The sequence below is a fragment of the Micromonospora sp. NPDC048842 genome (genome assembly GCF_040649935.1).
In the GTDB taxonomy this organism is placed as follows: Bacteria; Actinomycetota; Actinomycetes; order Mycobacteriales; family Micromonosporaceae; genus Micromonospora; species Micromonospora hortensis.
Map to the genome: position 1 here is coordinate 419,683 of NZ_JBEZGK010000002.1, position 25,027 is coordinate 444,709.

General features: G+C 70.1%; 17 protein-coding genes and 3 tRNA genes. 10 read left to right on the forward strand and 10 right to left on the reverse strand.

The annotated features are described in order from the left end of the window. The 9 genes from AB0C19_RS04465 to AB0C19_RS04505 all read right to left on the reverse strand — a co-directional run. On the reverse strand, positions 1–721 hold a 721-nt coding region (locus tag AB0C19_RS04465; RefSeq protein WP_357179195.1), incomplete at its 3' end, for a hypothetical protein. A gap of 293 nt (positions 722–1,014) precedes the next feature. After that, positions 1,015–1,088 (reverse strand) — tRNA-Phe (locus tag AB0C19_RS04470). Between the two features lie 99 nt (positions 1,089–1,187). Next, a tRNA-Asp gene (locus AB0C19_RS04475) sits at positions 1,188–1,261 on the reverse strand. Positions 1,262–1,344: 83 nt separating this feature from the next. Continuing rightward, positions 1,345–1,417: transfer RNA gene (locus AB0C19_RS04480), tRNA-Glu, on the reverse strand. Positions 1,418–1,571: 154 nt separating this feature from the next. Beyond that, entirely contained in the window at positions 1,572–2,354 is a 783-nt protein-coding gene (locus tag AB0C19_RS04485) for a polysaccharide deacetylase family protein (protein ID WP_357179198.1), read from the reverse strand. A 75-nt stretch (positions 2,355–2,429) separates the two neighbouring features. Further along, entirely contained in the window at positions 2,430–3,380 is a 951-nt protein-coding gene (locus AB0C19_RS04490) for a MerR family transcriptional regulator (RefSeq protein WP_357179520.1), read from the reverse strand. Next, on the reverse strand, positions 3,370–3,990 hold the full coding sequence (gene idi, locus AB0C19_RS04495) for an isopentenyl-diphosphate Delta-isomerase (RefSeq protein WP_357179201.1): 621 nt from the start codon (positions 3,988–3,990) through the stop codon (positions 3,370–3,372). The genes AB0C19_RS04490 and idi overlap by 11 nt, the downstream gene beginning before the upstream one ends. Continuing rightward, entirely contained in the window at positions 3,987–5,468 is a 1,482-nt protein-coding gene (crtI, locus tag AB0C19_RS04500; protein WP_357179204.1) for a phytoene desaturase family protein, read from the reverse strand. The genes idi and crtI overlap by 4 nt, the downstream gene beginning before the upstream one ends. Positions 5,469–5,496: 28 nt before the next feature. Beyond that, entirely contained in the window at positions 5,497–6,639 is a 1,143-nt protein-coding gene (locus tag AB0C19_RS04505; protein ID WP_357179207.1) for a polyprenyl synthetase family protein, read from the reverse strand. Between the two features lie 64 nt (positions 6,640–6,703). On the opposite strand from AB0C19_RS04505, the gene AB0C19_RS04510 reads away from it, so the two are divergent. Beyond that, positions 6,704–7,627, forward strand: coding sequence for a phytoene/squalene synthase family protein (locus AB0C19_RS04510; RefSeq protein ID WP_357179210.1), 924 nt, complete (start codon positions 6,704–6,706; stop codon positions 7,625–7,627). After that, entirely contained in the window at positions 7,624–8,949 is a 1,326-nt protein-coding gene (locus tag AB0C19_RS04515; protein ID WP_357179212.1) for a deoxyribodipyrimidine photo-lyase, read from the forward strand. Before AB0C19_RS04510 ends, AB0C19_RS04515 begins: the two co-directional genes overlap by 4 nt. Here AB0C19_RS04515 and AB0C19_RS04520 read toward each other — a convergent pair whose 3' ends face one another. Then, positions 8,950–10,026 (reverse strand): serine hydrolase domain-containing protein, encoded by a 1,077-nt coding sequence (locus AB0C19_RS04520; protein ID WP_357179215.1) that lies wholly within the window; start codon positions 10,024–10,026, stop codon positions 8,950–8,952. A gap of 80 nt (positions 10,027–10,106) precedes the next feature. Between AB0C19_RS04520 and AB0C19_RS04525 the strand changes: the two genes are divergently transcribed. The 8 genes from AB0C19_RS04525 to AB0C19_RS04560 all read left to right on the forward strand — a co-directional run bounded on the left by AB0C19_RS04525 (position 10,107) and on the right by AB0C19_RS04560 (position 25,027). Next, positions 10,107–11,594: an NAD(P)/FAD-dependent oxidoreductase gene (locus tag AB0C19_RS04525; protein ID WP_357179218.1), complete on the forward strand. Its 1,488-nt coding sequence runs from the start codon at positions 10,107–10,109 to the stop codon at positions 11,592–11,594. A gap of 92 nt (positions 11,595–11,686) precedes the next feature. After that, positions 11,687–12,691, forward strand: coding sequence for a LacI family DNA-binding transcriptional regulator (locus AB0C19_RS04530; RefSeq protein WP_112586239.1), 1,005 nt, complete (start codon positions 11,687–11,689; stop codon positions 12,689–12,691). 333 nt (positions 12,692–13,024) lie between these two features. Next, complete coding sequence (locus tag AB0C19_RS04535) at positions 13,025–14,404, forward strand: extracellular solute-binding protein (protein WP_357179223.1); 1,380 nt, start codon at positions 13,025–13,027, stop codon at positions 14,402–14,404. Positions 14,405–14,490: 86 nt separating this feature from the next. Beyond that, positions 14,491–15,447, forward strand: coding sequence for a sugar ABC transporter permease (locus AB0C19_RS04540; RefSeq protein ID WP_112586243.1), 957 nt, complete (start codon positions 14,491–14,493; stop codon positions 15,445–15,447). An 11-nt stretch (positions 15,448–15,458) separates the two neighbouring features. Further along, on the forward strand, positions 15,459–16,346 hold the full coding sequence (locus AB0C19_RS04545; protein WP_357179227.1) for a carbohydrate ABC transporter permease: 888 nt from the start codon (positions 15,459–15,461) through the stop codon (positions 16,344–16,346). A gap of 139 nt (positions 16,347–16,485) precedes the next feature. After that, positions 16,486–18,105, forward strand: coding sequence for a glycoside hydrolase family 13 protein (locus tag AB0C19_RS04550; RefSeq protein ID WP_357179230.1), 1,620 nt, complete (start codon positions 16,486–16,488; stop codon positions 18,103–18,105). A 143-nt stretch (positions 18,106–18,248) separates the two neighbouring features. Beyond that, complete coding sequence (locus tag AB0C19_RS04555) at positions 18,249–21,146, forward strand: discoidin domain-containing protein (protein WP_357179233.1); 2,898 nt, start codon at positions 18,249–18,251, stop codon at positions 21,144–21,146. 185 nt (positions 21,147–21,331) lie between these two features. Continuing rightward, complete coding sequence (locus AB0C19_RS04560; protein WP_357179236.1) at positions 21,332–25,027, forward strand: discoidin domain-containing protein; 3,696 nt, start codon at positions 21,332–21,334, stop codon at positions 25,025–25,027.

The following is a 25,027-nucleotide window of genomic DNA, read 5'->3' on the forward strand; positions in this document are numbered from 1 at the left end:
CGATCGCCCGGGTCTCGATCGCCCGGGTCTCGATCGCCCGGGTCTCGATCGCCCGGGTCTCGATCGCCCGGGTCTCGATCGCCCGGGTCTCGATCGCCCGGGTCTCGATCAGTCCGGCAGTGGCCGTCTGGGTTCTGATCGGCCGGATGCGGGTCGGTCTGGGGCTGGTTCGGTCGGCGCGGGACCGGGTGCCGGCGGCCCTGGGCCGCGAGCCGGCGGCGCAGGGCCGGCCGACCAGGCGCAGCCGCAGGGCCAGCAGCCGCAGGGTCGGCAGTCGCAGGGTCGGCAGTCGCAGGGCCAGCAGCCGGAGGGCCGGCGGCCTGAGGGGCCGCGTGGGCAGGGCCAGCAGTCGGAGGGTCGGCGGCCTGAGGGGCCGCGTGGCGCGGGTGACGGGGAGCACCCTGCGGCGGGCCGGAACCAGCAGCACCTCGGGGGATCGACGGGGCCAGCCGCCGGGGAGGTTGGCAACAAGACCGGCCAGTCGGCGGCGTCCGGGCCGAACCCCTCCGGGGATGGTGACGGTGGTCTGCCGGGCGCGGCGCAGGCTGCGGCGCAGAGCGCAGCCCAGTTCGCCGAGCAGGCGGGGGAGACGCTGCGAGAGGCCGGACGCAGCGTGTGGGAGGCGATCCAGGGCAGCGTGGCCCAGCATCGTCCGCAGGGTCGCCGCGACCACTGACGCCGCACGGTCGCGCGTCACGTCCGCCGCACGGTCGCGCGTCACGTCCGCCGCACGTTCGCGCGTCACGTCCACAGCGCTGCCCCGATGCGGGGGTGACCGCGGGCATGATCGACTCGGTTTCTTTGAACACGCGGTGTTGCGCCTGCTGGGACACCGCGACTTCAAGGAAGTCGTGTTGATCACGCCGGCCGGCGGGGGTCGATCACGCAGGCCGGGCAGGGGCTGGTCATTGAGACCGCGACCCGCAAAAGTCAGGTAGACCGCGACCCGCAAAAGCAAGATCCCCACCTGCGTTTCCGCTGGCGGGGACCTCTGTAGCCCGGCGAAAGGCTATGTGGCCAGGGGCGGGGTCGAACCGCCGACCTTCCGATTTTCAGTCGGACGCTCGTACCAACTGAGCTACCTGGCCGTGTCGCTCGGCTCATGTTACCCGGCAACCGGACGAACCGGCGGCAAGGCGACCTGCTCCGATACGCAGAACGCCGCGCGGGGCGCGGCGTCAGCGCTGCGGTCCTGACGGGACTTGAACCCGCGACCTCCGCCTTGACAGGGCGGCGAGCACTCCAACTGCTCCACAGGACCTAGCTTGTGTTGCTCCGGCTTGCGCCGGTCGTACCTTGCTCCGGCTTGCGCCGGTCGTACCTTGCTCCGGCTTGCGCCGGTCGTGCCCCCAACGGGATTCGAACCCGTGCTACCGCCTTGAAAGGGCGGCGTCCTGGGCCGCTAGACGATGAGGGCGGCCCCGCCATCATTGCACATTCGCAACTTCAAGCGGACTTGCTCCCATCCGGCCCCGCCGGAGGCTTGGAAAGCATACGTGATGCTCCGTCGGTCGACAAAATCGGTGTCGGCAAGGGCTTGGGACGGGTCATAACCGCAGGTCAGAGCAGTTCTAGCGGAGTCGGGTGATGCCGAAGCGCTGCTTCAGGTCGGCGATCAACTTCGGGCACGCGGCGAGGGTCGCGGCCCGATTACCGCCTCCGTCGTGCAGAAGAACGATCGCACCGGGCCGGGTGGCGGCGTGGACACGCTTGCCGATCGTGGCCGCTGTTGGCTTGTCCCAGTCCTGCGGGTCGACCGACCAGTGCAGCGGGCGCATGCCGAGGTCCTTGGCCACCCCGATCACCTCCGACGTCCACCGGCCGCCGGGCTGCCGGTAGAACGACACCTTCGCGCCGGGAGCGGCCTTCTGGATGGCCTTGTTGGTGCGGTCCAGGTCGGCCCGGATCTCGCCGACAGGTCGACGGGCGATATCGAGGTCGTGACGCCAGCTGTGGTTGCAGAGCTGGTGTCCCTCCCGGACGATCCGCCGGACCAACTCCGGGTGACGCTGCACCTCGCGACCGACGACGCAGAAGGTCGCCGTCACCTTGGCGGCCTTCAGCTGGTCGAGCACCTTGGGTGTCCAGGCCGGGTTGGGCCCGTCGTCGAACGTCAGGGCCACCGGGCGTACGCCGGTGTTGCGCCCCAGGCCGGAGGGGAGCTTGGTCGGCAGCGGCCGCAGTGGCGGCTTGGCCGGCTTGGTGACGCTGGGGTGCGGTTTCGGGGTGGGTGGCGTGGTCGACTCCACCGGCCTTGGAGCGGCGGCGGGTGTGATGGTGCGGGTCGGCTGGGCGCAGCCGGACAGGAGCAGCGCCACGGCGAGGACGGACGCCAGGACGGCGCGGGCTTGCATCTGCTCGCTCCCGGAGGGTCGGGGTAGGCGGACCCGCCCGACGGTAGTTCACGCCGCGATCCAGCGACAGTGCGATCAATCACGCCTCGACTGGTCCAGGGAGTCGCGGACGGCGGCGGAGAGCGAGACCGCCTCGGCCAGGTCGACCGGCCGCACCACCCCGGCGGGCAGCGTGTCGGCTCGCCAGCCGGGGCCGGCGGCGAGCACCAGAAGTGGGCGCCGGGGCGCGGCGAGCAGCGCGCTGAGTTGGGTCGGGTCGGCGGTGGCCCGGGTGTGCGACCAGAGCACCACGGCGGCCGGTCCGGTCCGGTTGACCGCCTCGACGAGAGCGGCCACCGGCACCCGGGCGCCGAGCATCCGGTAGCTGACACCGGCCTCCGCGAGAGCTGCCGCCAACGCCTCCAGCGGCAGGGTGTGCTGCTCCTCGTCGGCGCAGGAGAGCAGGATCCGGGCCGGCCCGGTGGGGACGTTTGCCCGACTGGCCGCCGCGAGCGCCTCCGAGACGCAGCGGGACACCAGGTGTTCCACCTCGATCAGGCCGGCGGTGGCTGCGTGTCGTTCGCCGATGCCGGCGAGCACCGGGCGCAGCAGGCCCTCCCAGGTGGCGACGACCCCGCTGGCGGCCAGGGCGTGCGCGATCGTCTCGCTGATCGCCGCCGCGTCCAGTCGCATGGCGGCCCGGGCCAACCCGCGGGCCGCCGGACCGGCACGGCCGACCGGGATGGAGCCGCCGCCGTCACGGCCGGTCGGCTGGATCCGGACGGGGGCGACGGTGCCGGTGCCGTTGGGCATCGGGTCCGGTGCCTGGCGGGCCCAGCGGGCCGCCTCGGCGGGGCTCACCCCCTCGGCGGTGAGCCGGCGCATGATCTCGAGACGGGCCAGATCACTGGGTGTGTACCGGCGGTGGTGACCGGGGATGTGTTCGCTGGGCCCGAGCCCGTAGCGCTGGTGCCAGGTGCGGAGGGTCGTCACCGCGACCCCCAACCGACGTGCGACAGCGCCCGCGCTCAGCGCCTCATCGACCACCCGACCGCTCCGCCGTGTCATCCGCCGACGATCCGGGCGGCGTCATGGCCGGGCCGGTTGCTCCCGACCGGGACTCCGCGGGGCGTAGCAAGCGGTTCACCACCCCGCCCAGCCAGGGCGCGTACGACCGGGGGTCGAGCTTCAACTCGGCCTCCAGTGCGGCGGGGTCGGCCCACCGCAGCTCGGCCACCTCGTCCGGGTCGGGCAGCAGCGGAGCGCCGGGCAGGAACTCGCCGCGCAGTACGTGGTCGTACTCGAACTCGACCCGACCGGTCGCCGGGTCCTCGGCGTAGTAGACGTAGATGCCGACCTCGGTCAGCTCGACCGGGCCCGCGCCCAGCTCCTCGCTCAGCCGTCGGTTGGCAGCCTCGGCGAGTGACTCCCCGGGTTGGGGGTGGCCGCAGCAGGAGTTGGCCCAGCGCAGCGGGAACCGGGTCTTGACGGCGGCCCGGCGCTGGAGCAGCACCTGGCCGTCCGGGTCCACCAGCAACACCGAGAAGGCCCGGTGCAACTGCCCCGGTGGTTGGTGCGCGGCCGCGACTGTCGTCTCGCCGTGGGCACTGCCGGTCTCGTCGACGAGCTCGACGAGGTGTTTCTCGCGGCTGCTCATCGGCCTTCCCCGGTGATCCGGCCGGCGGCGAGCTTGCCGGAGATGAGCACCATCGGTACGCCGACGCCGGGCTGGGTCCCGGAGCCGACGAAGACCACGTTCGGCAGGTCGCGGTGCAGGTTGGACGGGCGGAACGGGCCGGTCTGGAAGAGGGTGTGCGCGGCGGCGAACGGGGTGCCGGCGGCCATCCCCTGCTCCTCCCACTCGGCGGGGGTGATCGCCCGGAGCACCTCGACCCCGGCGCCGAAGCCGACGTAGCCGCGCTCCTCCAGGGTGCCGATCAGTTGGTCGGTGTAGCGCTGGGTCAGGTCGCCACGCCACTCGAACGGTGCCCGGTGCAGGTTGGGCACCGGGGCGAGCACGTAGTAGGTGTGTCGGTCCGGTGGTGCCACGGCGGGGTCGGTCCGGCTGGGGTTGGTCACCAGCAGCGATGGATCGGTCATCAGCTCACCCCGTCGGATGACCTCATCGAAGGTGCCCTTCCACGCGCGTCCGAAATGGATGTTGTGATGGGCGATCTTCGCATAGGCCTGTCGGGAGCCGACGTGCAGAACGACGCAGGACGGCGAGTAGGTGAGCCGGCGCCGCGGCGCGGCGGGGAGCAGGTCCCGGTAGGCGACCGGCAGGTCGGGGTTGAGCACCACCACGTCCGCCGGCACCAGGTCGCCGTCGGCGGTGAGCACGCCGGTGGCGCGACCGTTCACGGTCTCCACCCGGGTCACAGTGGTGTCGTACCGGATCTGCACGCCGTGCTTCTCGGCCGCGCCGGCCATCGCCCTGGAGACCGCGTGTATGCCGCCGCGTGGGAAGTAGACCCCGGCCACCGAGTCGAGATACGCGATGACCGCGTAGATGGCCAGCGCGTCGTGCGGGGCGAGGCCGGCGTACATCGCCTGGAAGGAGAAGATCCGCTGGGTACGCGGGTCCCGGAAGAACTGGTTGATCTTCGTCTGGAGGCGCCGGAAGGCCCCACCGCTGAGCAGCTTGAGCAGGTTGCCGGTGATCAGGTCGGTCGGTGCGTCCAGGTTGCGCTCGATGAAGTCGGTGCGCTCCAGCCGCCACAGCTCCCGCGCGTACTCGACGAACCGCAGGTAGCCGTCGGCCTCCCGGGGGCCGCAGACCCGGGAGATCTCGGCCGCCATCCGGGTGGTGTCGGTGAGCACGTCGAGGGTCGAGCCGTCCGGGTAGTACGCCCGGTAGGCGGGGTCGAGCGGGGTCAGGTCCAGCCAGTCGTGCAGCTCCTCGCCGACCGCGGCGAGTGCCTCGGCGATCAGGTCGGGCATGGTGAGCACTGTCGGGCCGGTGTCGAACTCGTAGCCGTCCACGCCGAGACGCCCGGCTCGCCCGCCGGGCACCGGCTCGCGCTCCAGCACTGTCACCTGTCGACCGCTGCCGGCCAGGTGCAGCGCGCAGGCGAGCCCGCCCAGCCCGGCACCGACGACCACCACCCGGTCCGTCCGTCCTGTCACCGTCCGCACGTGACCACCTCCTCGCTCAAGTCGCTCATCAGGCTCGCCGGTTGGCGGCGGCGGTGGCCAGCCCGGTCAACGCGGTCCGCGCCGTCTGGTCCACGGGTGCGGCGTCGAGCGCGGCCAGCGCGTCGCTGACCCGCTCGGCGATCATCTGCTCCACCCGGGTCACCGCACCGGTCTCGGCGACCAGCGCGGCGAGCGTGTCGACCGATCCGTCGGCGGCTCGCTCCAACGCCGTGAGCTGGGCCGGCGTGGCCAGCTCACGGGCCAGCATGAGCAGCGTGGTCGGCTTGCCGGTGCGGAGGTCGTCCCCGGCCGGCTTGCCGGTGGCCGCCGGGTCGCCGTAGACGCCGAGCAGGTCGTCGCGGAGCTGGAACGCTTCGCCGACAGCCAGGCCATAACGGGTGTACGCGGAGACCAGCGGGTCGTCGGCGGGCACTCCGGCCAGGCAGGCGCCGAAGAGTAGTGGTCGCTGGACGGTGTAGCTGGCGGTCTTGTAGCGGGCCACCCGCAGTGCGCGGTCGACCGACCAGCTGCCCGGGTCGTTCTCGCCGAGCACGTCCAGATACTGCCCGGCGACCGTCTCGACACGCATCTGGTCGTAGCAGCGGCGCACCTCGAAGAGTCGCGTCGACGGCACCGAGGCGTGGGCCAGCAACTGGTCGGCCCAGACCATGCAGAGGTCGCCGATGAGCACGGCGACTGCCTCACCGAATCGGCCGGGATCACCTCGGTGGCCGGCGGCGATGTGCTGTTCGGCGAGCGCGATGTGCGCTGTGGGCCGGCCGCGGCGGGTGGTGGACGCGTCCATCACGTCGTCGTGCACCAGCGCGAAGGTGTGCAGCAGTTCCAGCGCGGCCAGCGCGGGCAGCACGGGTGGCAGCGCCGCGGTGCCACCGACGGCCCCGCGCCACCCCCAGTAGGCGAACGTGGAGCGGATCCGCTTGCCGCCGGTCAGGACGGCCTCCCGCGCGGTGGCGGCGAAGCTGCCCATCGACGCGTCGATGTCGTTGAGGGTGTCGACCTCGGCGGTGAGGAAGGCGTCCAGGGTCTCGTCGACCGCCGTGACCAGATCGTGGGTATAAGCAGCCAGAACGGCGCGGACCGGATCGTCCCCGTCCCCCGGCCCTGTCGGCGCCACGCGGGTCACGTTGCCCGCAACTGCGTCGTTGGCCATGCGGCTGAGCGTACCCTAGGCTACGAGTTGCGTCGATTGGTGCGTCGATAATGGAGGAGGGCCGGTGGAAACTGATCTCACCGCTGCCTATGACCGGTGCCGTGAGCTGCACAAACGCCATGGCCGCACCTACTATCTCGCCACGCGCCTGCTCCCCGCTTGGAAACGACGACATGTGCACGCCCTCTACGGGTTCACGCGGTACGCGGACGAGATCGTCGACCGCACCGAGGACCTGCCGCCGGCCGAGCGGGCCGCCCTGCTGGATCGCTGGGCCAGCCAGTTCGTGGCCGGTCTGCACGGTGCGCCCGTCGACGACCCCCTGTTGCCGGCCGTGTTGCACACGATCGCCGTCTTCGATCTCGACCGGGACGACTTTGCGTCGTTTCTGAAGAGCATGGCGATGGACCTGACCGTCACGGCGTACCCGACCTACGACCACCTGCTCGACTACATGGAGGGTTCGGCGGCGGTCATCGGCACCATGATGCTGCCGATCCTGGGCAGCTCCGACCCGGTGGCGGCCCGGGAGCCGGCCCGGCAACTCGGCTTCGCCTTCCAGCTCACCAACTTCATCCGGGACGTCGCCGAGGACCTCGACCGGGGCCGCACCTACCTGCCGGACGAGGACATGGCGAAGTTCGGGGTCACCCGTGAGGAGTTGGCCGAGGCCCGCGCCCGGGGCCGCGTCACCTCACGGATCCGCGAGCTGATCGAGTACGAGGTGACCCGCGCCCAGGCGCACTACGCCGCCGCCGCACCGGGCATCACCATGCTGGCGCCCGCCTCGCAGGCCTGCATGCGCACCGCGTACGCCCTCTACGGCGGCATCCTCGACGAGGTGGCCGCGCAGGACTACGACGTCTTCGTCCGGCGTGCCCTGGTGCCGCAGCGGCGACGGATGGCGGTGGCCGCGCGGGCCCTGCTCAGCTCGACCGGTACGCCGGTCGTCATCCCCGGGCCGACGATCCAGCCGGAGAGCCGGTGACCGCGAGCACGGCGATCGTGCTCCTCACCCGCGACCTGCGGGTGCACGACCACCCGGCGCTGGCCACCACCTGCGCGGCCTTCGACCAGGTGGTGCCGCTGTACGTGCTCGACCCGGCGCTGGCCGACCTCTCCGCCAACCGCACCCGCTTCCTGCACCAGGCCCTCGCCGACCTGCGCGACCAGCTCCGTGAGCGCGGTGGCGACCTGGTGGTCCGGCACGGCGACCCGGTGGCCGAGACGATCCGGATTGCCGGCGAGGTCGGTGCCAGCGCCGTGGCGCTGTCGGCCGACGTCAGCCACTACGCCGTGCGGCGGGAGCGGCGACTACGCGCCGAGTGCGAGCGGCACCGACTGCACCTGCGAGTGTTTCCCGGGTTGACAATGGTCGAGCCGGGCGCGTTGCGGCCCGGTGGCGGCGGCGACCACTACCGGGTGTTCAGCCCGTACCACAGGGCCTGGGCGGCCAACCGGTGGCGCGAGGAGTTGGCCGCGCCGCGCCGGATCGCGCTGCCCGATCGGGTACGCGTGGGCCGGCTGCCGGCGCTGCCGGCGGGCGACTCGCCGGACGCGGCCATCGGTGGCGAGCGGATCGCCCGGCAGCGGCTCACCGACTGGCTGCCCGACCTGACCCGGTACGGCGATCAGCACGACGACATGGCCGGCGACGACACCTCTCGGCTCAGCCCGTACCTGCGCTTCGGCTGCGTGTCGCCGCTGGCGGTGGCGAACCGCGCCGGCGACAGGTCCGGCCCGTTCGTCAGGCAGCTCTGCTGGCGGGACTTCTACTACCAGGTCACCGCCGCGTTCCCGGCGATCTCCACAGCGGCGTACCGGCGGGGTGCCACCGAACAGTGGCGCTACGACGACGACGCGTTGGCGGCCTGGACCGAGGGACGCACCGGGATGCCGATCGTCGACGCCGGGATGCGGCAGATGCTGGCACAGGGCTGGATGCACAACCGGGCCCGGCTGATCACCGCCGGCTACCTGACCAAGCACCTCGGGCAGGACTGGCGGTCCGGGGTTGCGGTGTTCTTCCGCTGGCTGCTCGACGGGGACGTGGCGAACAACTCCGGCAACTGGCAGTGGGTCGCCGGCACCGGCAACGACACGAAGCCCTACCGGGGGTTCAACCCGGTCCGGCAGGCCGAACGGTACGACCCGGACGGCGACTACGTGCGCCGGTGGGTGCCGGAGCTGGCGGGGGTGCAGGGCAAGGCCATCCACCAACCGTGGCGGCTGCCGGAGGCCCTGCGTCAGACGCTCGACTATCCACCGCCCCTCTCGGTCCCCGGCACCGACCCCGTCTGGCTGCGCTGATCAGAGCACCGAGTGCAACGCCTCGACCAGCTCGTCCACCCGGTCGTGCTCGGCGAGGTGCGCCGTGGCGTACGCGAAGGTGTAGCCCCGCTCGGGGTCGGCCCACGCGCTGCTGCCGCCGATGCCACCCATACCCCAACTGCCGTCCGGCTCCCGTTGCATGCCCAACGTCCAGCAGGCGTCGCGGTCCAGCACCAGGTCGGGCCCGTCGTACTGGACCCGTGTCGCCTCCGCTACCAGCTCGGGGCTGAACAGCCGAACCCCGTCCAGGACACCACCGGCCAGCAGGCCGGCGTAGAGCCGGGCCAGGCTGGGCGCTGTGGCGTGCAGGTTGACGGCGGGCATCTCGGCGCTCCGCCATAGCGGGTTGTTCAGCACGGCCAGGTCCAGCCCGCCGGCCGGGTTGCCCAGCGCCCGCGCCCGCAGCGAGCCCGGCTCGCCGAGCTTCCGGCTCGGCCATCCCGGGTCGCCGTACCGCAGGTCCGCGCTGCGCAGTTGGTCCGCCTCGGTCAACCCGAAGCCGAGGTCGAGCTGCCACCGGTCGGCGACCTCCTCGGCCAGGAACCGGCCCACCGACCGTCCGTCGACGCGGCGGACCAGCTCGCCCACCAGATGCCCGTACGTCCAGGCGTGTTCCCCGGCGACCGTGCCCGGCGCCCACTCGGGGTCGGCGGTGGCCAGGTCGCCGGTGAGCAGCGCCCAGTCGGCGATCGCGGCGGCCGGTCGGGGCACCGGGAAGGCCGGCAGCCCGGCGGTGTGCGACAGCACCTGACGCACCGTGGCGGGTGTGCGGAACTCCGGCCAGTACCGGGCCACCGGCGCGTCGAGATCGACGGTTCCCCAGTCGACGAGCAGCAACAGGCAGAGCGCGGCCACCGGCTTGCCGACCGAGTAGACGTTCACCAACGTGTCCGGCAGCCACGGCTCGCCGCCCGGCCCGTGGCCGCGGCGGGACCCGCCAGTCAGGTCCACTACCGGCTGCCCGTCGTACCAGATGGTCACTGCGGCGCCGGTTTCCCGGCCGGAGGCGAGCAGGTCGTGGAAGCAGTCCCGGACCGGAGCGAAGCGTGCGTGCATCCGGCCACGGTAGGCGTCCGGGCCGGTGCGCGTGCCGACTTTTCCGCCGACCCCGGTGGTTGGGGTGGTGTCGCTGGGGGATGCTGTTCGGTGTGGCGGAGCCGGAGCTGGTGGATGTGGTCGTGGTCGGGCTCGGGGTCGGCGGCGAGGAGGTGGCCGAGCGACTTGCCGAGGCCGGCCTGCGCGTCGTCGGCGTCGAACGGGATCTCGTTGGCGGGGAATGCCCGTACTGGGGCTGCATCCCGAGCAAGATGATGATCAGAGCCGCCAACGCGCTCGCCGAGGCACGCCGGGTCGACGGGCTCGCCGGGACGGCGCAGGTCCAGCCGGACTGGGCGCCGGTGGCGAAGCGGATCCGTGAGGAAGCCACCGACACCTGGGACGACACGGTCGCGGCCGAGCGGTTCGTCGGCAAGGGTGGCCGACTCGTGCGGGGCAGCGGTCGGCTCGACGGTCCGCGCCGGGTCCGCGTCGGTGACCAGGTGTTCGAGGCCCGACACGGGGTGGTGCTGGGCACCGGGACCCGACCGTCGGTGCCGCCGATCGACGGCCTGGCCGACACGCCGTACTGGACCAACCATCAGGCGATCGAGGTCGAGGAGCTGCCGCAGTCGCTGCTCGTGCTGGGTGGCGGCGCGATCGGCCTGGAGTTGGCGCAGGTCTTCGCCCGCTTCGGGGTGCGGGTCACAGTGGTCGAGGCGCTCGACCGGGTGCTGGCCATCGAGGAACCCGAGGCGTCCGAGGTCGCCGCCGCGGCGCTGCGCGCCGACGGCGTGGAGATCCACACCGGGGTACGCGCCGAACGGGTCGAGCACGACGGGACAAGGTTCACACTGCGCGGTGGCGGCGGCGCGGAGTTCACCGCCGACCGGCTGCTGGTGGTGACCGGGCGTAAGGCCCACCTCGCCGAGCTGGGTCTGGACACGATCGGCCTGGACGCCAGCCAGCGATACCTCCCTGTCGACGACCGTCTGCACGTCACCGACCACGTCTGGGCGGTCGGCGACATCACCGGCGAGGGCGCGTTCACGCACATCGCCATGTACCAGGCGGGGATCGTGATCGCCGACATCCTGGCCCGCGCCCGGCAGGCGAAGGCGGGGGCGGACGCCAGCGGCACCTCAAGCGTGGTCGGCGGGGCGATGGGAGCGTCCAGCTCACTGGCCGCCAGCGGGTCGAGCGGTTCGGCCGGCACCGTCCCGCGGGCCGACTACCGCGCGCTGCCCCGGGTGACCTTCACCGATCCCGAGATCGGCGCGGTCGGGCTCACCGAGCAGCAGGCCCGCGAACGCGGCATCAACGTGCAGGTGGGTTTCACCAAACTCGGCAGCTCGACCCGCGGCTGGATCCACCGGGTCGGCGACGACGGTTTCATCAAGCTCGTGGCGGACGCCGACCAGGGCGTGCTGATCGGCGCGACATCGGCCGGCCCGGCCGGCGGCGAGGTGCTGTCCGCGCTGGTGGTGGCGGTGCACGCGGCGGTGCCGCTGAGTCAGCTCCGGCACATGATCTACGCGTACCCGACCTTCCACAGGGCCATCGAAACCGCCCTACGTGACCTGTCCTGACCCCAGCCCCGCGCGGCGATCAAGCAGTGCGCCGGCAAACGCCGGCAATTTGCTGTTCATTTCTTTCATCCGGGTGACGTACGATTGCGACCGTGACCAAGCGGTTGACTGAAGTTGCCAAGAAGGCGGGCGTCAGCGAGGCCACCGTCAGCCGGGTGCTCAACGGCCGCGACGGGGTCTCCGAGGCGACCCGCACCGCAGTGCTCACGGCGCTGGACGTGCTCGGTTACGAGCGGCCGACCAAGCTGCGCGGCGAACGCGCCCGGCTGGTCGGGCTGGTGCTGCCCGAGTTGCAGAACCCGATCTTCCCGGCGCTGGCCGAGGTCGTCACCGGCACTCTCGCCCAGCGCGGCTACACCCCGGCGCTCTGCGCCCGGACCATCGGCGGTGTCTCCGAAATGGACTACGTGGAGATGCTCCTCGACCACCAGGTCTCCGGGGTGATCTTCGCTGGTGGCTCGTATGCGCTCGCCGACGCCAAACACGACCACTACCGGCGGCTGACCGACCGTGGGCTTCCGGTCGTGCTGGTCAACGCCGGTGTGGACGAGCTGGGTTTCCCCCGGGTCTCCACCGACGACGCGGTGGCGGTGGAGCAGGCGTACGGGCACCTGCGCTCGCTCGGGCACGAACGGATCGGCATGGTGCTCGGCCCGGAGGGGCATGTGCCGTCCCGGCGCAAGCTCGACGCGATGATGAAGGCCGCGGGCTGGGACGAGGGTGACGCCGAGTGCGTGGAGCGCTCCAGCTTCTCGATGGAGGGGGCGCGGGTCGCCGCGACGAAGTTGGTCGAGCGGGGCGTGACCGGCATCATCTGCGCCAGCGACGTGCTCGCGCTGGGCACGATTCGTGCGGCCCGGCGGCTGGGCCGTTCGGTGCCGGCCGACGTGTCGGTGGTGGGTTTCGACGACTCCGCCTTCATGACGTGCACCGATCCGCCGTTGACCACTGTGCGGCAGCCGATCGAGACGATGGGGCAGGCCGCCGTGGATCTGCTGGTCACCCAGATCGAGGGTGCCGGTGTCCTTCAGGACGAGCTGCTGTTCGAGCCGGAGTTGGTGGTGCGGGGTTCCACCGCTCCCGCCCCCGGCCGCTAGGCACCACACCGAACGACGCTTCGGCCGTCGACCGCCTCTCGCGGTCGGCGGCCGTTGTCGTCGTTGCTCGCCATCGTCGGCATCGACCGGGCCGAATGACCGGTCATAAGCTATCAATAGACCGCAAGACGGGCTGCTTTCAGCGACTTGCCAACATCTGTCGTCATCACGTCGTGTCCTTTCGGAACAGGGTCGATACCTTGCCGAAATGAGTCGGCCTCGCTACAGTGACTCCACTCACACCTGGCTCCGACGCAGCTACTGGGCGTCAGGTCGTATCACCGCAGATCAGCGAAGGTCATTGGAGTCACCCGTTCCCGAAGGGATGGACAGATGTCCGTACCGCAATACCGAAAGGCTGCGGCGGTTGCGCTCGTGGCCGGCCTGGGGCTCAGCCTCACGGCATGCTCCACGAAGAGCGACGACAAGGGCTCGAACGCAGGCGGCAAGGTCACCATCACTGTCGACTGCCAGCCGGTCGGCGCCCAGAAAGAGCTGTTGAAGAACTGGAACGACGACGTCGCCGAGTTCCAGAAGCAGAACCCGGACATCACCATCAAGAGCGTCAGCGTCGGCGAGCAGTGCAACAACCCGCCGGACTTCACCGCCCGCCTCGCCGGCGGCACCGTGACCGACGTCTTCTACGGGTACATGACCGATCTCCAGCAGGTGCTCGACTCCGGTCAGGCGATGGACATCAGCCCGCACGTCAACAAGGACGCGATCGCGACCTGGGACAGCGTCGACCCGGCGCTGAAGGAGGTCTTCACCGACGGCGGCAAGCTCTACGCCGTTCCGGTGAAGAACTACTCGATGGGCCTGGTCTACAACAAGGCGCTGTTCCAGCAGGCCGGGCTGGACGTGAACAACCCGCCCAAGACCTGGGCCGAGGTCCGTACCGCCGCCAAGAAGATCTCCGCGCTCGGCAACGGCATCGCCGGCTACTCGGAGTACAGCGCCGGCAACACCGGCGGCTGGCACTTCACCTCCCTGCTCTACTCGCAGGGTGGCCAGGTGCTGACCGAGGACGGCAAGAAGGCCGACTTCAACAACGCCCAGGGCAAGCAGGTCCTGCAGAACCTCAAGGACATGCGGTACGGCGACAACAGCATGGGCGCCCGTCAGCTGCTCCAGTGGGGCGACCTGCTGACGAACGCCGGCGCGGGCAAGGTCGGCATGTTCATCGGCGCGCCGGACGCCACCCAGGCGATCGTCAGCCAGTTCCAGGGCAAGTTCCAGGACTGGGCGATGGCCCCGCTGCCCGGCCAGGACGGCGCGGCGAAGGGGACGCTCGGTGGTGGCGAGGGCTACTTCTTCAAGAAGGACCTCACTCCTGAGCAGGTCAAGGCCGGTCTGAAGTGGATCGCGTACCAGAAGCTCACCCCGGGCAAGGGCCAGTTCGACTACGTCCGGGCCAAGCCGCAGAACTACCCGGTGGGTCTGCCCCAGCCGCTGCTCTTCGCCAACGGCAGTGACGCGCAGAAGCAGGAGCTGGAGCTGCGTAAGGCGAACGCGAACGTCGACACGACGAACTTCGCGCTCTTCGAGGCGACCCCGGTGCCGATCAAGGGTGAGCCGCGCAACGCCCAGGCCGTCTACGCGGTGCTCGACGCCGCGATGTCGGGTGTGCTGACCAACCCGAACTCGAACATCGACGCACTGCTCAAGACCGCCGAGGAGAAGGTCAACCAGCTCCTCGCCGCCGAGAGCTGATCGATCGTGTGGGGGTCGGGACGCCGACCCGACCCCCACGCCACTCGCACCACATCTCGACGTCACGAACTCACCCAGGAGTTGCCTTGGCGATCACCACCGTCCCGGAGACCCCCAGGAAACCGGGCCGCCCGCCGTCGCCGTACTCGGCGAGGCCACAGCGCACCAGCCTCGGCCGCAAGGTACGGGACAACCTCACCGGTCACGCGTTCCTGATCGGGGCGGTGCTCTGCTTCGTCGTCTTCTCCTGGTACCCGATGGTTCGCGGCATCATCATGAGCTTCCAGCGGACCCGGCGCGGCGAGACCACCTGGGTGGGCTGGGACAACTACTCCCGCATCATCGCCGACCCCAGCTTCTGGACGGCCTGGCAGAACACCTTCTACTTCACAGTCCTGGCGCTGGCCCTCGGGTACGTGGTGCCGTTCTTCGTGGCGATCCTGCTCAACGAGTTCCGCCACGCCAAGGGGTACCTGCGGATCCTGGTCTACCTGCCGGTGATGCTGCCGCCGGCCTCGGCGCTGTTCCTCTTCAAGTTCTACGCGTACGACCCGAGCGAGGCCGGGCTCTTCAACGCGATCCTCAAGGCACTGCACCTGCCCACCTCGCAGTGGATGCAGTCGCCCGAGATGACGATGCCGGCCATGGTGCTCGCGTCGACCTGGATGAACATGGGCGGCGCGGTACTGATCTACCTGGCGTCGTTGCAGAACATCCCCGGTGAGCTCTACGAGGCGGCGGAGCTCGACGGCGCCGGGATCTGGCGCCGGATCGTCCACGTGACGATCCCGCAGACCCGGTTGATCCTCGCGCTCCTGGCGATGTTGCAGATCGTCGCCACCATGCAGCTCTTCATCGAGCCACTCATCCTCGCCAACGGCGCGGGTGCGGAGGACTCGGCGACCTCGGTGGCGTACCTCATCTACCAGCACGGGTTCTTCCAGAACGACCTCAACGGCGCCGCCGCCCTGGGCGTGATCATGCTCGTGGTGCTGGCCGGCTTCTCCGCCGTGTACGTGCGGCTGACTGCGAAACAGGACTAGGACGGCGAGGAATGGCACAGGATTCCGGAACCCGGACCCTCATCTCCCAATCCCAGCTCAGCCGGGGGCGCGGCCGGGTCATCTACTGGACGCTGCTGGTAGTGGTCGTGGCGGGGTTCACGCTCGTCTTCCTCGGACCGCTCTACTGGATGGTCACCGGCGCGCTCAAGTCCGGCCAGGAGATCGCCCAGACCCCACCGTCGCTGTTCCCGAAGGATCCGCAGCCGCAGAACTACGTCGACGCGTGGAACAACCTGGCTCTCGCCAAGCTGCTGTTCAACACCTTCTACTACGCGATCGGCGCGGTGCTGTTCCAACTGGTCTTCGACACCGCCGCCGCGTACTCGCTCTCCAAGCTTCGACCGATCTTCGGCAACGTGATCCTCGCCCTGATGCTGGGGACGCTGATGATCCCGGCGATGGTCCTCATCGTTCCGCAGTACGTGACGGTGATCGACCTGCCGATCGTGCACATCAACCTGCTGGACTCACCGTTCGCGATCTGGTTGCCCCTGGTCGCGAACGCGTTCAACATCTTCCTGTTGAAGCGGTTCTTCGACTCGATCCCCGAGGAGTTGATGGCGGCGGCCCTGATGGACGGGGCGTCGTCGCTGCGCACGCTCTGGTCGATCATCCTGCCGCTGTCGCGCCCGATCCTCGGCGTCGTCTCGATCTTCGCCGTGACGGCGGTCTGGAAGGACTTCCTCTGGCCGAAGCTGGTCATGCCGTCGCCCGAGACCCGGACGGTCAGCGTCGGCATCTACGCCTTCGCGGGTGGCACGCCGATGAACGTGGTGATCGCCGCGTCGGTAATCGCCGCGATCCCGACTGTCATCATCTTCTTGATCTTCCAGCGGAACATCATGTCCGGTCTGACCACGGGCAGCATCAAGGGATAGCGACCACCGGTCCTCCCGCGCGGCGAACAACGACCGTTCGCCCGACACATAACCAGGTCCGGCGAACCCGCCGACGTACTGACGCAGAAAGCAGGTGCTCGTGTCCACAGCTGACAGAAGTCCGTGGTGGCGTGGAGCCGTGATCTACCAGGTGTATCCCCGGAGCTTCGCCGACGGTAACGGCGACGGCATCGGTGACATCGCCGGCATCCGGTCCCGGCTGAACCACCTGTCCGCGCTCGGCGTCGACGCGATCTGGTTCAGCCCCTGGTACCCGTCCCCGATGGCCGACGCGGGCTACGACGTCTCCGACTACCGGGACATCGACCCGGTCTTCGGCACCCTGGCCGAGGTGGAGGCGCTGATCGCCGAGGCGCACGCGCTGGGCATTCGGACCATCGTCGACGTGGTGCCCAACCACTGCTCCGACGCGCACCCCTGGTTCCAGGCCGCGCTCGCCGGCGGCCCCGGCGCGCCCGAGCGGGACCTGTTCTGGTTCCGACCCGGCCGGGGGCCCAACGGCGACGAACGACCCACCGACTGGATCGGCGAGTTCGGCGGCGAGACCTGGACCCGCACCACCAACCCGGACGGCACCCCCGGTGACTGGTACCTGCACCTGTTCGCCCCCCAGCAGCCGGACTTCAACTGGGACCACCCCCGGGTGCGGGAGGAGTTCGAGGACATCCTGCGGTTCTGGTTCGACCGAGGCGTGGACGGCATCCGGATCGACTCGGCCGGGCTCCTGGTCAAGGACGGGACGCTGCCCGAGGTCCGCGAGGACCAGCCGCACCCGTTCCACGACCTCGACGGCGTACACGACATCTACCGGGGCTGGCGTCGCGTCGCCGACGAGTACGCCGACCGGGCGCTGATCGGTGAGGTGTGGCTGCCGGACCGGCAGCGGTTCGCCAACTACCTACGCCCGGACGAGCTGCACGCCGCGTTCAACTTCGACTTCCTCGGCTGCGCCTGGGACGCCGCGGCCCTGCGAGAGAGCATCGACGGGACGCTGAGCGCGCACGCGCCGGTCAACGCGCCGGCCACCTGGGTGCTCTCGAACCACGACGTCACCCGGCACGTCACCCGCTACGGTCGCGCGGACACCCGGTTCAGCTTCGCCGCCAAACGCGAGGGGACCCCCACCGACCTGGAGCTGGGCACCCGCCGGGCCCGCGCCGCAGCGCTGCTCTCGCTGTCGCTGCCCGGCGCCGCCTACGTCTATCAGGGCGAGGAGCTGGGCCTCTACGAGGTCGAGGACATCCCGTACGCGATGCGGCAGGACCCCATGTGGGAGCGGTCCGGCCGGATCGACCCCGGTCGGGACGGCTGCCGCGTACCGCTGCCGTGGGCCGGGGACGAGCCGCCGTTCGAGTTCAGCCCCGCTGGTGCCGCGGCGCCGTGGCTGCCGCAGCCGGCCGACTGGAAGGACCGGACGGCCAGCGCGCAGACCGGCGACTCGGCCTCGATGCTGGAGCTGTACCGGGCGGCGATCCAGGCCCGAAAGGCCGACCCGGCGCTCGGTGACGGCGAGCTGACCTGGCTGCCCGCCCCGGACGGGGTGCTGGCGTTCCACCGCGGCGGTGGCTTCACCTGCCTGGTCAACCTCTCCGCCGCGCCGGTGCCGATGCCAGCTCAGGGGGAGTTGCTGCTGGCCAGCGGGCCGCTCGACGACGGGTTGCTGCCGTCCGACACAGCGGTCTGGCTGCGTACCACCGAATCCACCGACGGGCCGCGTGGGGCGGACGGCCCGGCCTGACCTGACTCTGCTCGCCGTGGTGCCGGCGGCCCGTCCCGGCCGCCGGCACCACGCCACCAAGAAGGGAGAACCGAGGGGGGACGCGCTACACCGCACCGATACGGGGGGATCTGGCCTGCCTGACGAAAGGGAGAGCGCAGCTCATGGCCAACCACACCACCGGCACCCCGCACCACCTTCGACACCCGACCCGGGCAGTGTTGGCCGCCATCGCCGCCACACTGCTCGCCGCCACAACGGTCACCGCCCTCGCGGTCACCGGCACCGCGACCCCGGCCTCGGCGGCGGGGTTGTCCCCCTTCGACATCCCCAACCGGGGCGCCACAGTTCCGTTCATCGAGCAGGAGGCGGAGGAGACCGCCCACAACGGCACGAAGATCGGCCCGGACCGGCGGTACGGCACGCTGCCGTCCGAGGCGTCCGGCCGGGAGGCGGTCACCCTCGACGCCGTCGGCGAGTACGTCGAGTTCACCCTCACCGCCCCGGCCAACGCTGTCACCTTCCGCTACAGCCTTCCGGACAGCCCGGCCGGCACCGGCCGTGACGCATCCATCGACCTGCGGGCCAACGGGTCGCTGCTGAAGTCGGTATCGGTCACGTCGAAGTACGGCTGGTACTACGGCGGATACCCGTTCAACAACAACCCGGGTGACACCAACCCGCACCACTTCTACGACGAGACCAGGGCGCTGTTCGGCAGCACCCAGCCGGCCGGGACGAAGATCCGGCTCCAGGTCTCCTCGACCGCGCAGTCGCCCACGTTCACCATCGACCTGGCCGACTTCGAGCTGGTCGCCCCGGCGATCACGAAGCCGTCCGGTGTGCTCGACGTGGTCACCGACTTCGGTGCCGACCCGAGCGGCGCTACCGACTCGACGGCGAAGTTCCAGGCGGCGGTCGACGCCGGCAAGGCCCAGGGCCGGGCCGTCTGGATCCCGACCGGCACCTTCACCCTCTGGGATCACGTGGTGGTCGACGGGGTGACACTGCGCGGCGCGGGCCCCTGGTACTCGGTGCTCGGCGGCCGGCACCCCACCGAGCGGAACAGGTCCGTCGGCATCTACGGCAAGTACGTCCCCGGCGGCGGCTACACCGGCCCGGTCCGCGCACACGAGGCGAACGGGCCCAGCCGCAACGTCACGCTGCGGGACTTCGCCATCATCGGCGACATCCGCGAGCGGGTCGACGACGACCAGGTAAACGCCCTGGGCGGGGCGATGACCAATTCGGTGGTGGACAACCTCTGGCTGGAGAACACCAAGGTCGGGGCGTGGATGGACGGCCCGATGGACAACTTCACCATCCGCAACAGCCGGATCCTGGACCAGACCGCGGACGGGGTGAACTTCCACACCGGCGTCACCAACTCGACGGTGACGAACACGTTCGTCCGCAACACCGGCGACGACGCGTTGGCGATGTGGGCGCAGAGCGTGCCGAACGTCAACAACTCCTTCACCCGCAACACCATCGGGGTGACGCTGCTGGCGAACCACCTGGTCAGCTACGGCGGTCGGGACATCAAGATCACCGACAACGTGACGGCCGACTCGCTGACCAACGGGGGCGGCATCCACGTCGCGAACCGCTACCCCGGCGTGCAGGGCGCCACCGGAGTCCAGGGCACCTGGACGATCGCCCGGAACACGTTGATCCGTAACGGCAACTCGGACTACAACTGGAACTTCGGTGTCGGGGCGATCTGGTTCTCCGCGCTCAACGAGGCGTTCCAGAACCCCACCATCAACATCACCGACACCGACATCCTGGACAGCTCGTACGCGGCGCTGCACTGGATCGAGGGCCAGACCAACGGGATCAACCTCAACAACGTACGCATCGACGGCGCCGGCACGTACGCGCTCCAGGTGCAGGCGAACAGCCAGGTGTCGTTCACCAACGTGCGGGCCACCAACATCGCGCAGAGCAACCCGATGCACAACTGTGTGGGCGCCGGCTTCCAGATCACCCAGGGCTCCGGCAACTCCGGCTGGTACACCCCGACCCCGTACTGCGGCCCGTGGCCCAACCCGCAGTGGGGCGGTGGACCCACCACCCCGCCGCCGACCACTCCGCCCCCGACCACCCCGCCGCCCACCACGCCGCCCCCGACCACGCCGCCGCCTACCAGCGGGAACCTGGCGCTGGGCCGGCCGGCGACCGCGACCAGCACCAACCAGAGCTACACGGCCGCCAACGTGGTGGACGGCAACGCGTCGACGTACTGGGAGAGCGCCAACAACGTCTTCCCCCAGTCGGTCACCATCGACCTGGGCGCGTCCCGGTCGGTCGACCGGGTGGCGCTGAAGCTGCCCAGCGGTTGGGAGCAACGCACCCAGACCCTGTCGGTGCTCGGCTCCACCGACGGTTCGTCGTACACCACACTGGCGTCGTCCGCCGGTCGGGTCTTCGCCCCCGGTGCGGGCAACACCGTGTCGATCGGGCTGCCCTCCGGTGACCGCCGCTACATCCGGGTCACAGTCACCGGCAACTCCGGCTGGCCGGCCGCGCAACTCTCCGAGGTCGAGGTGTACGGCGGCACCCAGACCACCCCGCCGCCGACCACGCCGCCTCCGACCACCCCGCCTCCGACCACCCCGCCTCCGACCACGCCGCCGCCCAGCGGCAACCTGGCGGCCGGACGGTCGATCACCGAGACCAGCCACTCCGACGTGTACGCCGCCCCCAACGCGGTGGACGGCAACGCGAACACCTACTGGGAGAGCGCCAACAACGCGTTCCCGCAGTCGTTGACAGTTGACCTGGGGGCCGACCGGTCGGTGTCCCGGGTAGTGCTGAAGCTCCCACCCTCATCGGCCTGGCAGACGCGTACGCAGACGCTGGCGGTGCTCGGCTCCACGAACGGCTCGACGTTCAGCACGCTGAAGGCGTCCGCCGGCTACAGCTTCAACCCGGCCAGCGGCAACACGGTCACCGTGACCTTCACGGCGACCACCCAGCGGTACCTGCGGCTGAGCGTCACTGGCAACAGCGGCTGGCCAGCCGGCCAGCTCAGCGAGTTCGAGGTCTACTCCAGCTAGGTCGGTTGCCCCCGCCCGGACCGGGCGGGGGCAACCGGTCCGGGCGTCCCGGCGCAACGCCGCGCCACCCGCCCCCGTCCCCAACCCGCACCGTCCCCCACCTGTCGCGGAACGACGTGCGTACCTCTGCACCCGTCACCGGGCAACGCACCCACACCCACCCCCGAAAGAGGTGTAGCGACCCCATGTCCAGGACCGGCACCAGACGAGGCACGCCGCCAACCGGCGCGCCCACCACCGTCCCCCGCACCGCCCGCACGGGCCACCGTCGGATGCTTGCCGGCGCGCTCGCCGGGATGCTCCTCGCCACCGCCCCGGTCGTCACCCCCATGGCGAGCGCGGCACCGGCGACCGACCCGTCCGCTGCCGCCGCCCGCGTGGCAATGCTCGCCGGGCTCTCCGCGACCATGACCGCCAGCAGCTACAACCAGAACTACGTGGCGGGCAACGCCAACGACGGCAACGCGTCGACCTACTGGGAGAGCGCCAACAACGCTTTCCCGCAGTGGATCCAGGCGGACCTGGGCGCCACCGTCAGCGTGGACAGGGTGGTGCTCAAGCTGCCACCCGCCTCGGACTGGCAGACCCGTACGCAGACGCTGTCGGTGTTGGGCTCGACCAACGGCTCGTCCTTCACCACCCTGAAGGCGTCCGCCGGCTACACGTTCAACCCGAGCAGCGGCAACACCGCGACGGTCAGCTTCACCGCCGCCAGCACCCGCTACGTACGCGTGCAGGTCACCGGCAACACCGGTTGGCCGGCCGCCCAGCTGTCCGAGGTCGAGGTCTACGGCGCCACCGGCAGCAACGACACCCAGGCACCCAGCGTGCCGGGCAACCTGGCCTACACCCAGCCGGTCAGCGGGCAGATCCGGCTCGCCTGGTCGGCGTCCACCGACAACGTCGGGGTGACCGGGTACGACGTCTACGCCAACGGCGCGCTGCGCGGCAGCGTCAGCGGTTCGACGCTCACGTACACCGACAGCCAGCCGACCAGTGCGACCGTGTCGTACTACGTGCGGGCCAAGGACGCGGCCGGCAACCAGTCGGCCAACAGCAACACAGTGACCCGGACCGGCACCGGCAACCCGCCGACCGGCTCCAACCTGGCGATCGGTAAGCCGATCACCGCCTCCGGGTTCGTGCACACGTTCGTGGCCACCAACGCCAACGACAACAACGTGGCCACCTACTGGGAGGGCAACGGCAACCCGAGCACGCTGACAGTGCAGCTCGGCGCGAACGCCAGCCTCAGCCAGGTCGTCGTGAAGCTCAACCCGGACTCGGCCTGGGGTGCGCGTACCCAGAACATCACTGTGCTCGGCCGGGACCAGGGCTCGTCGAGCTTCACCACACTGGTCGGCGCGGCGAACTACAGCTTCAACCCGGGCAGCGGCAACACGGTGACCATCCCGGTCTCCGGCGCGGCGGCCGACGTACGGCTCTCGATCGCCTCGAACACCGGTGCTCCGGCCGGTCAGGTGGCCGAGTTCCAGGTCTTCGGCACCCCGGCGCCGAACCCGGACCTGACCGTGACCGGCATGTCGTTCAGCCCGTCCGCACCCGTGGAGACCAGCACCATCACGCTCTCCGCCACGGTGCGTAACGCGGGCTCCTCGGCCTCCGGCGCGACCAACGTCAACTTCTACCTGGGCTCGACCCGGGTGGGCACGGCATCGGTCGGCGGTCTCGCGGCGGGCGCCTCGACCACTGTCAGCGCCAGCATCGGCACCCGGGACTCGGGGAGCTACCCGCTCAGCGCCAAGGTCGACGAGTCGAACACGGTCGTCGAGCAGGACGACACCAACAACAGCTACACCAACCCCAGCCCGTTGGTCGTCGCCGCGGTCGCCAGCTCCGACCTGGTCGCCTCGGCGGTCGCCTGGTCGCCGGGTAACCCGTCGGCGGGCAACACGGTCACCTTCTCCGTGTCCATCCGCAACGCCGGCAACCAGGCTTCGGCGTCCGGTGCGCACGGCATCACCCTGACCGTTCTCAACGAGTCCGGCACCGTGGTCCGTACCCTGACCGGCTCGCACTCCGGCGTGATCAACGCCGGCGCCACTGTCGGCCCGATCAACCTGGGCACCTGGACCGCCGCGAACGGCAAGTACACAGTCCGGGTGGTGCTCGCCGTGGACGGCAACGAGTTGCCGGTGAAGCAGGCCAACAACACCAGTGACCGGCCGCTCTTCGTCGGTCGCGGCGCGAACATGCCGTACGACATGTACGAGGCCGAGGACGGCGCTATCGGCGGCGGCGCCAGCGTCGTCGGACCGAACCGGGAGATCGGCGACCTGGCCGGCGAGGCGTCCGGTCGGCGAGCGGTGACCCTCAACTCGACCGGCAGCTACGTCGAGTTCACCACCCGGGCCAGCACCAACACGCTTGTCACCCGCTTCTCCATCCCGGACGCACCGGGCGGCGGTGGGATCAACTCGACGCTGAACGTCTACGTCAACGGCGCGTTCCACAAGGCCATCGACCTGACGTCCCGGTACGCCTGGCTCTACGGCAACGAGGCCAGCCCGGGCAACTCGCCGAGCGCGGGCGGACCGCGGCACATCTACGACGAAGCCAACGTCATGCTCAACTCCACAGTCCCGGCCGGCAGCAAGATCCGCCTCCAGAAGGACCCGGCCAACACCACCACGTACGCGATCGACTTCATCAACACGGAGCAGGTGGCGCCGATCGCCAACCCGGACTCGGCGCGCTACACCACGCCGACCGGCTTCACCCACCAGGACGTGCAGAACGCCCTGGACCGGGTGCGGATGGACACCACCGGCAACCTGGTCGGGGTGTACCTGCCGGCCGGTAACTACTCCACCTCGTCGAAGTTCCAGGTGTACGGCAAGGCCGTCCAGGTGACCGGCGCCGGCCCCTGGTACACCCGGTTCAACGCTCCGTCGGGCCAGGACAACACCGACATCGGCTTCCGGGCCGAGAACTCGGCGGCGAACTCTTCCTTCAAGAACTTCGCCTACTTCGGCAACTACACCTCGCGGATCGACGGTCCGGGCAAGGTGTTCGACTTCGCCAACGTGTCGAACATCGTGATCGACAACATCTGGAACGAGCACATGGTGTGCCTCTACTGGGGCGCGAACACCGACTACATGACGATCAAGAACTCCCGGATCCGGAACATGTTCGCCGACGGCATCAACATGACCAACGGCAGCACCAACAATCTGGTCAGCAACAACGACGCCCGAGCCACCGGCGACGACAGCTTCGCGCTGTTCTCGGCGATCGACGCGGGCGGCGCCGACATGAAGGACAACATCTACGAGAACCTGACCTCGACCCTGACCTGGCGGGCCGCCGGTGTCGCCGTGTACGGCGGCTACGGCAACACGTTCCGCAACATCTACATCGCGGACACCCTGGTCTACTCGGGCATCACCATCAGCTCGCTCGACTTCGGCTACCCGATGAACGGCTTCGGTGCCAACCCGCCGACCCGCTTCGAGAACATCTCGATCGTGCGGGCCGGTGGGCACTTCTGGGGCGGGCAGACCTTCCCGGCGATCTGGGTCTTCTCCGCCTCGAAGGTGTTCCAGGGCATCCGGGTCAGCGATGTCGACATCATCGATCCGACCTACAGCGGCATCATGTTCCAGACCAACTACGTCGGCGGGCAGCCGCAGAACCCGATCACCGACACGGTCTTCACGAACGTCTCGATCAGCGGTGCCCGGAAGAGCGGGGACGCCTACGACGCGAAGTCCGGCTTCGCCATCTGGGCGAACCCGATGCCGGAGGCCGGGCAGGGGCCGGCCGTCGGGTCGGTCACCTTCAACAACCTCCGGTTGAGCAACAACGCCGTGGACATCCAGAACCCCACGACGACCTTCACCATCAACCGCAACTGA

Bases quoted from the DNA above. Each gene is read 5' to 3' on its own strand.
- AB0C19_RS04520 (WP_357179215.1), bottom strand. From the start codon at position 10,026: ATGCACGCACGCTTCGCTCCGGTCCGGGACTGCTTCCACGACCTGCTC.
- AB0C19_RS04560 (WP_357179236.1), top strand. From the start codon at position 21,332: ATGTCCAGGACCGGCACCAGACGAGGCACGCCGCCAACCGGCGCGCCC.
- AB0C19_RS04525 (WP_357179218.1), top strand. From the start codon at position 10,107: ATGCTGTTCGGTGTGGCGGAGCCGGAGCTGGTGGATGTGGTCGTGGTC.
- AB0C19_RS04485 (WP_357179198.1), bottom strand. From the start codon at position 2,354: ATGCAAGCCCGCGCCGTCCTGGCGTCCGTCCTCGCCGTGGCGCTGCTC.
- AB0C19_RS04545 (WP_357179227.1), top strand. From the start codon at position 15,459: ATGGCACAGGATTCCGGAACCCGGACCCTCATCTCCCAATCCCAGCTC.
- AB0C19_RS04535 (WP_357179223.1), top strand. From the start codon at position 13,025: ATGTCCGTACCGCAATACCGAAAGGCTGCGGCGGTTGCGCTCGTGGCC.
- AB0C19_RS04555 (WP_357179233.1), top strand. From the start codon at position 18,249: ATGGCCAACCACACCACCGGCACCCCGCACCACCTTCGACACCCGACC.
- AB0C19_RS04505 (WP_357179207.1), bottom strand. From the start codon at position 6,639: ATGGCCAACGACGCAGTTGCGGGCAACGTGACCCGCGTGGCGCCGACA.
- idi (WP_357179201.1), bottom strand. From the start codon at position 3,990: ATGAGCAGCCGCGAGAAACACCTCGTCGAGCTCGTCGACGAGACCGGC.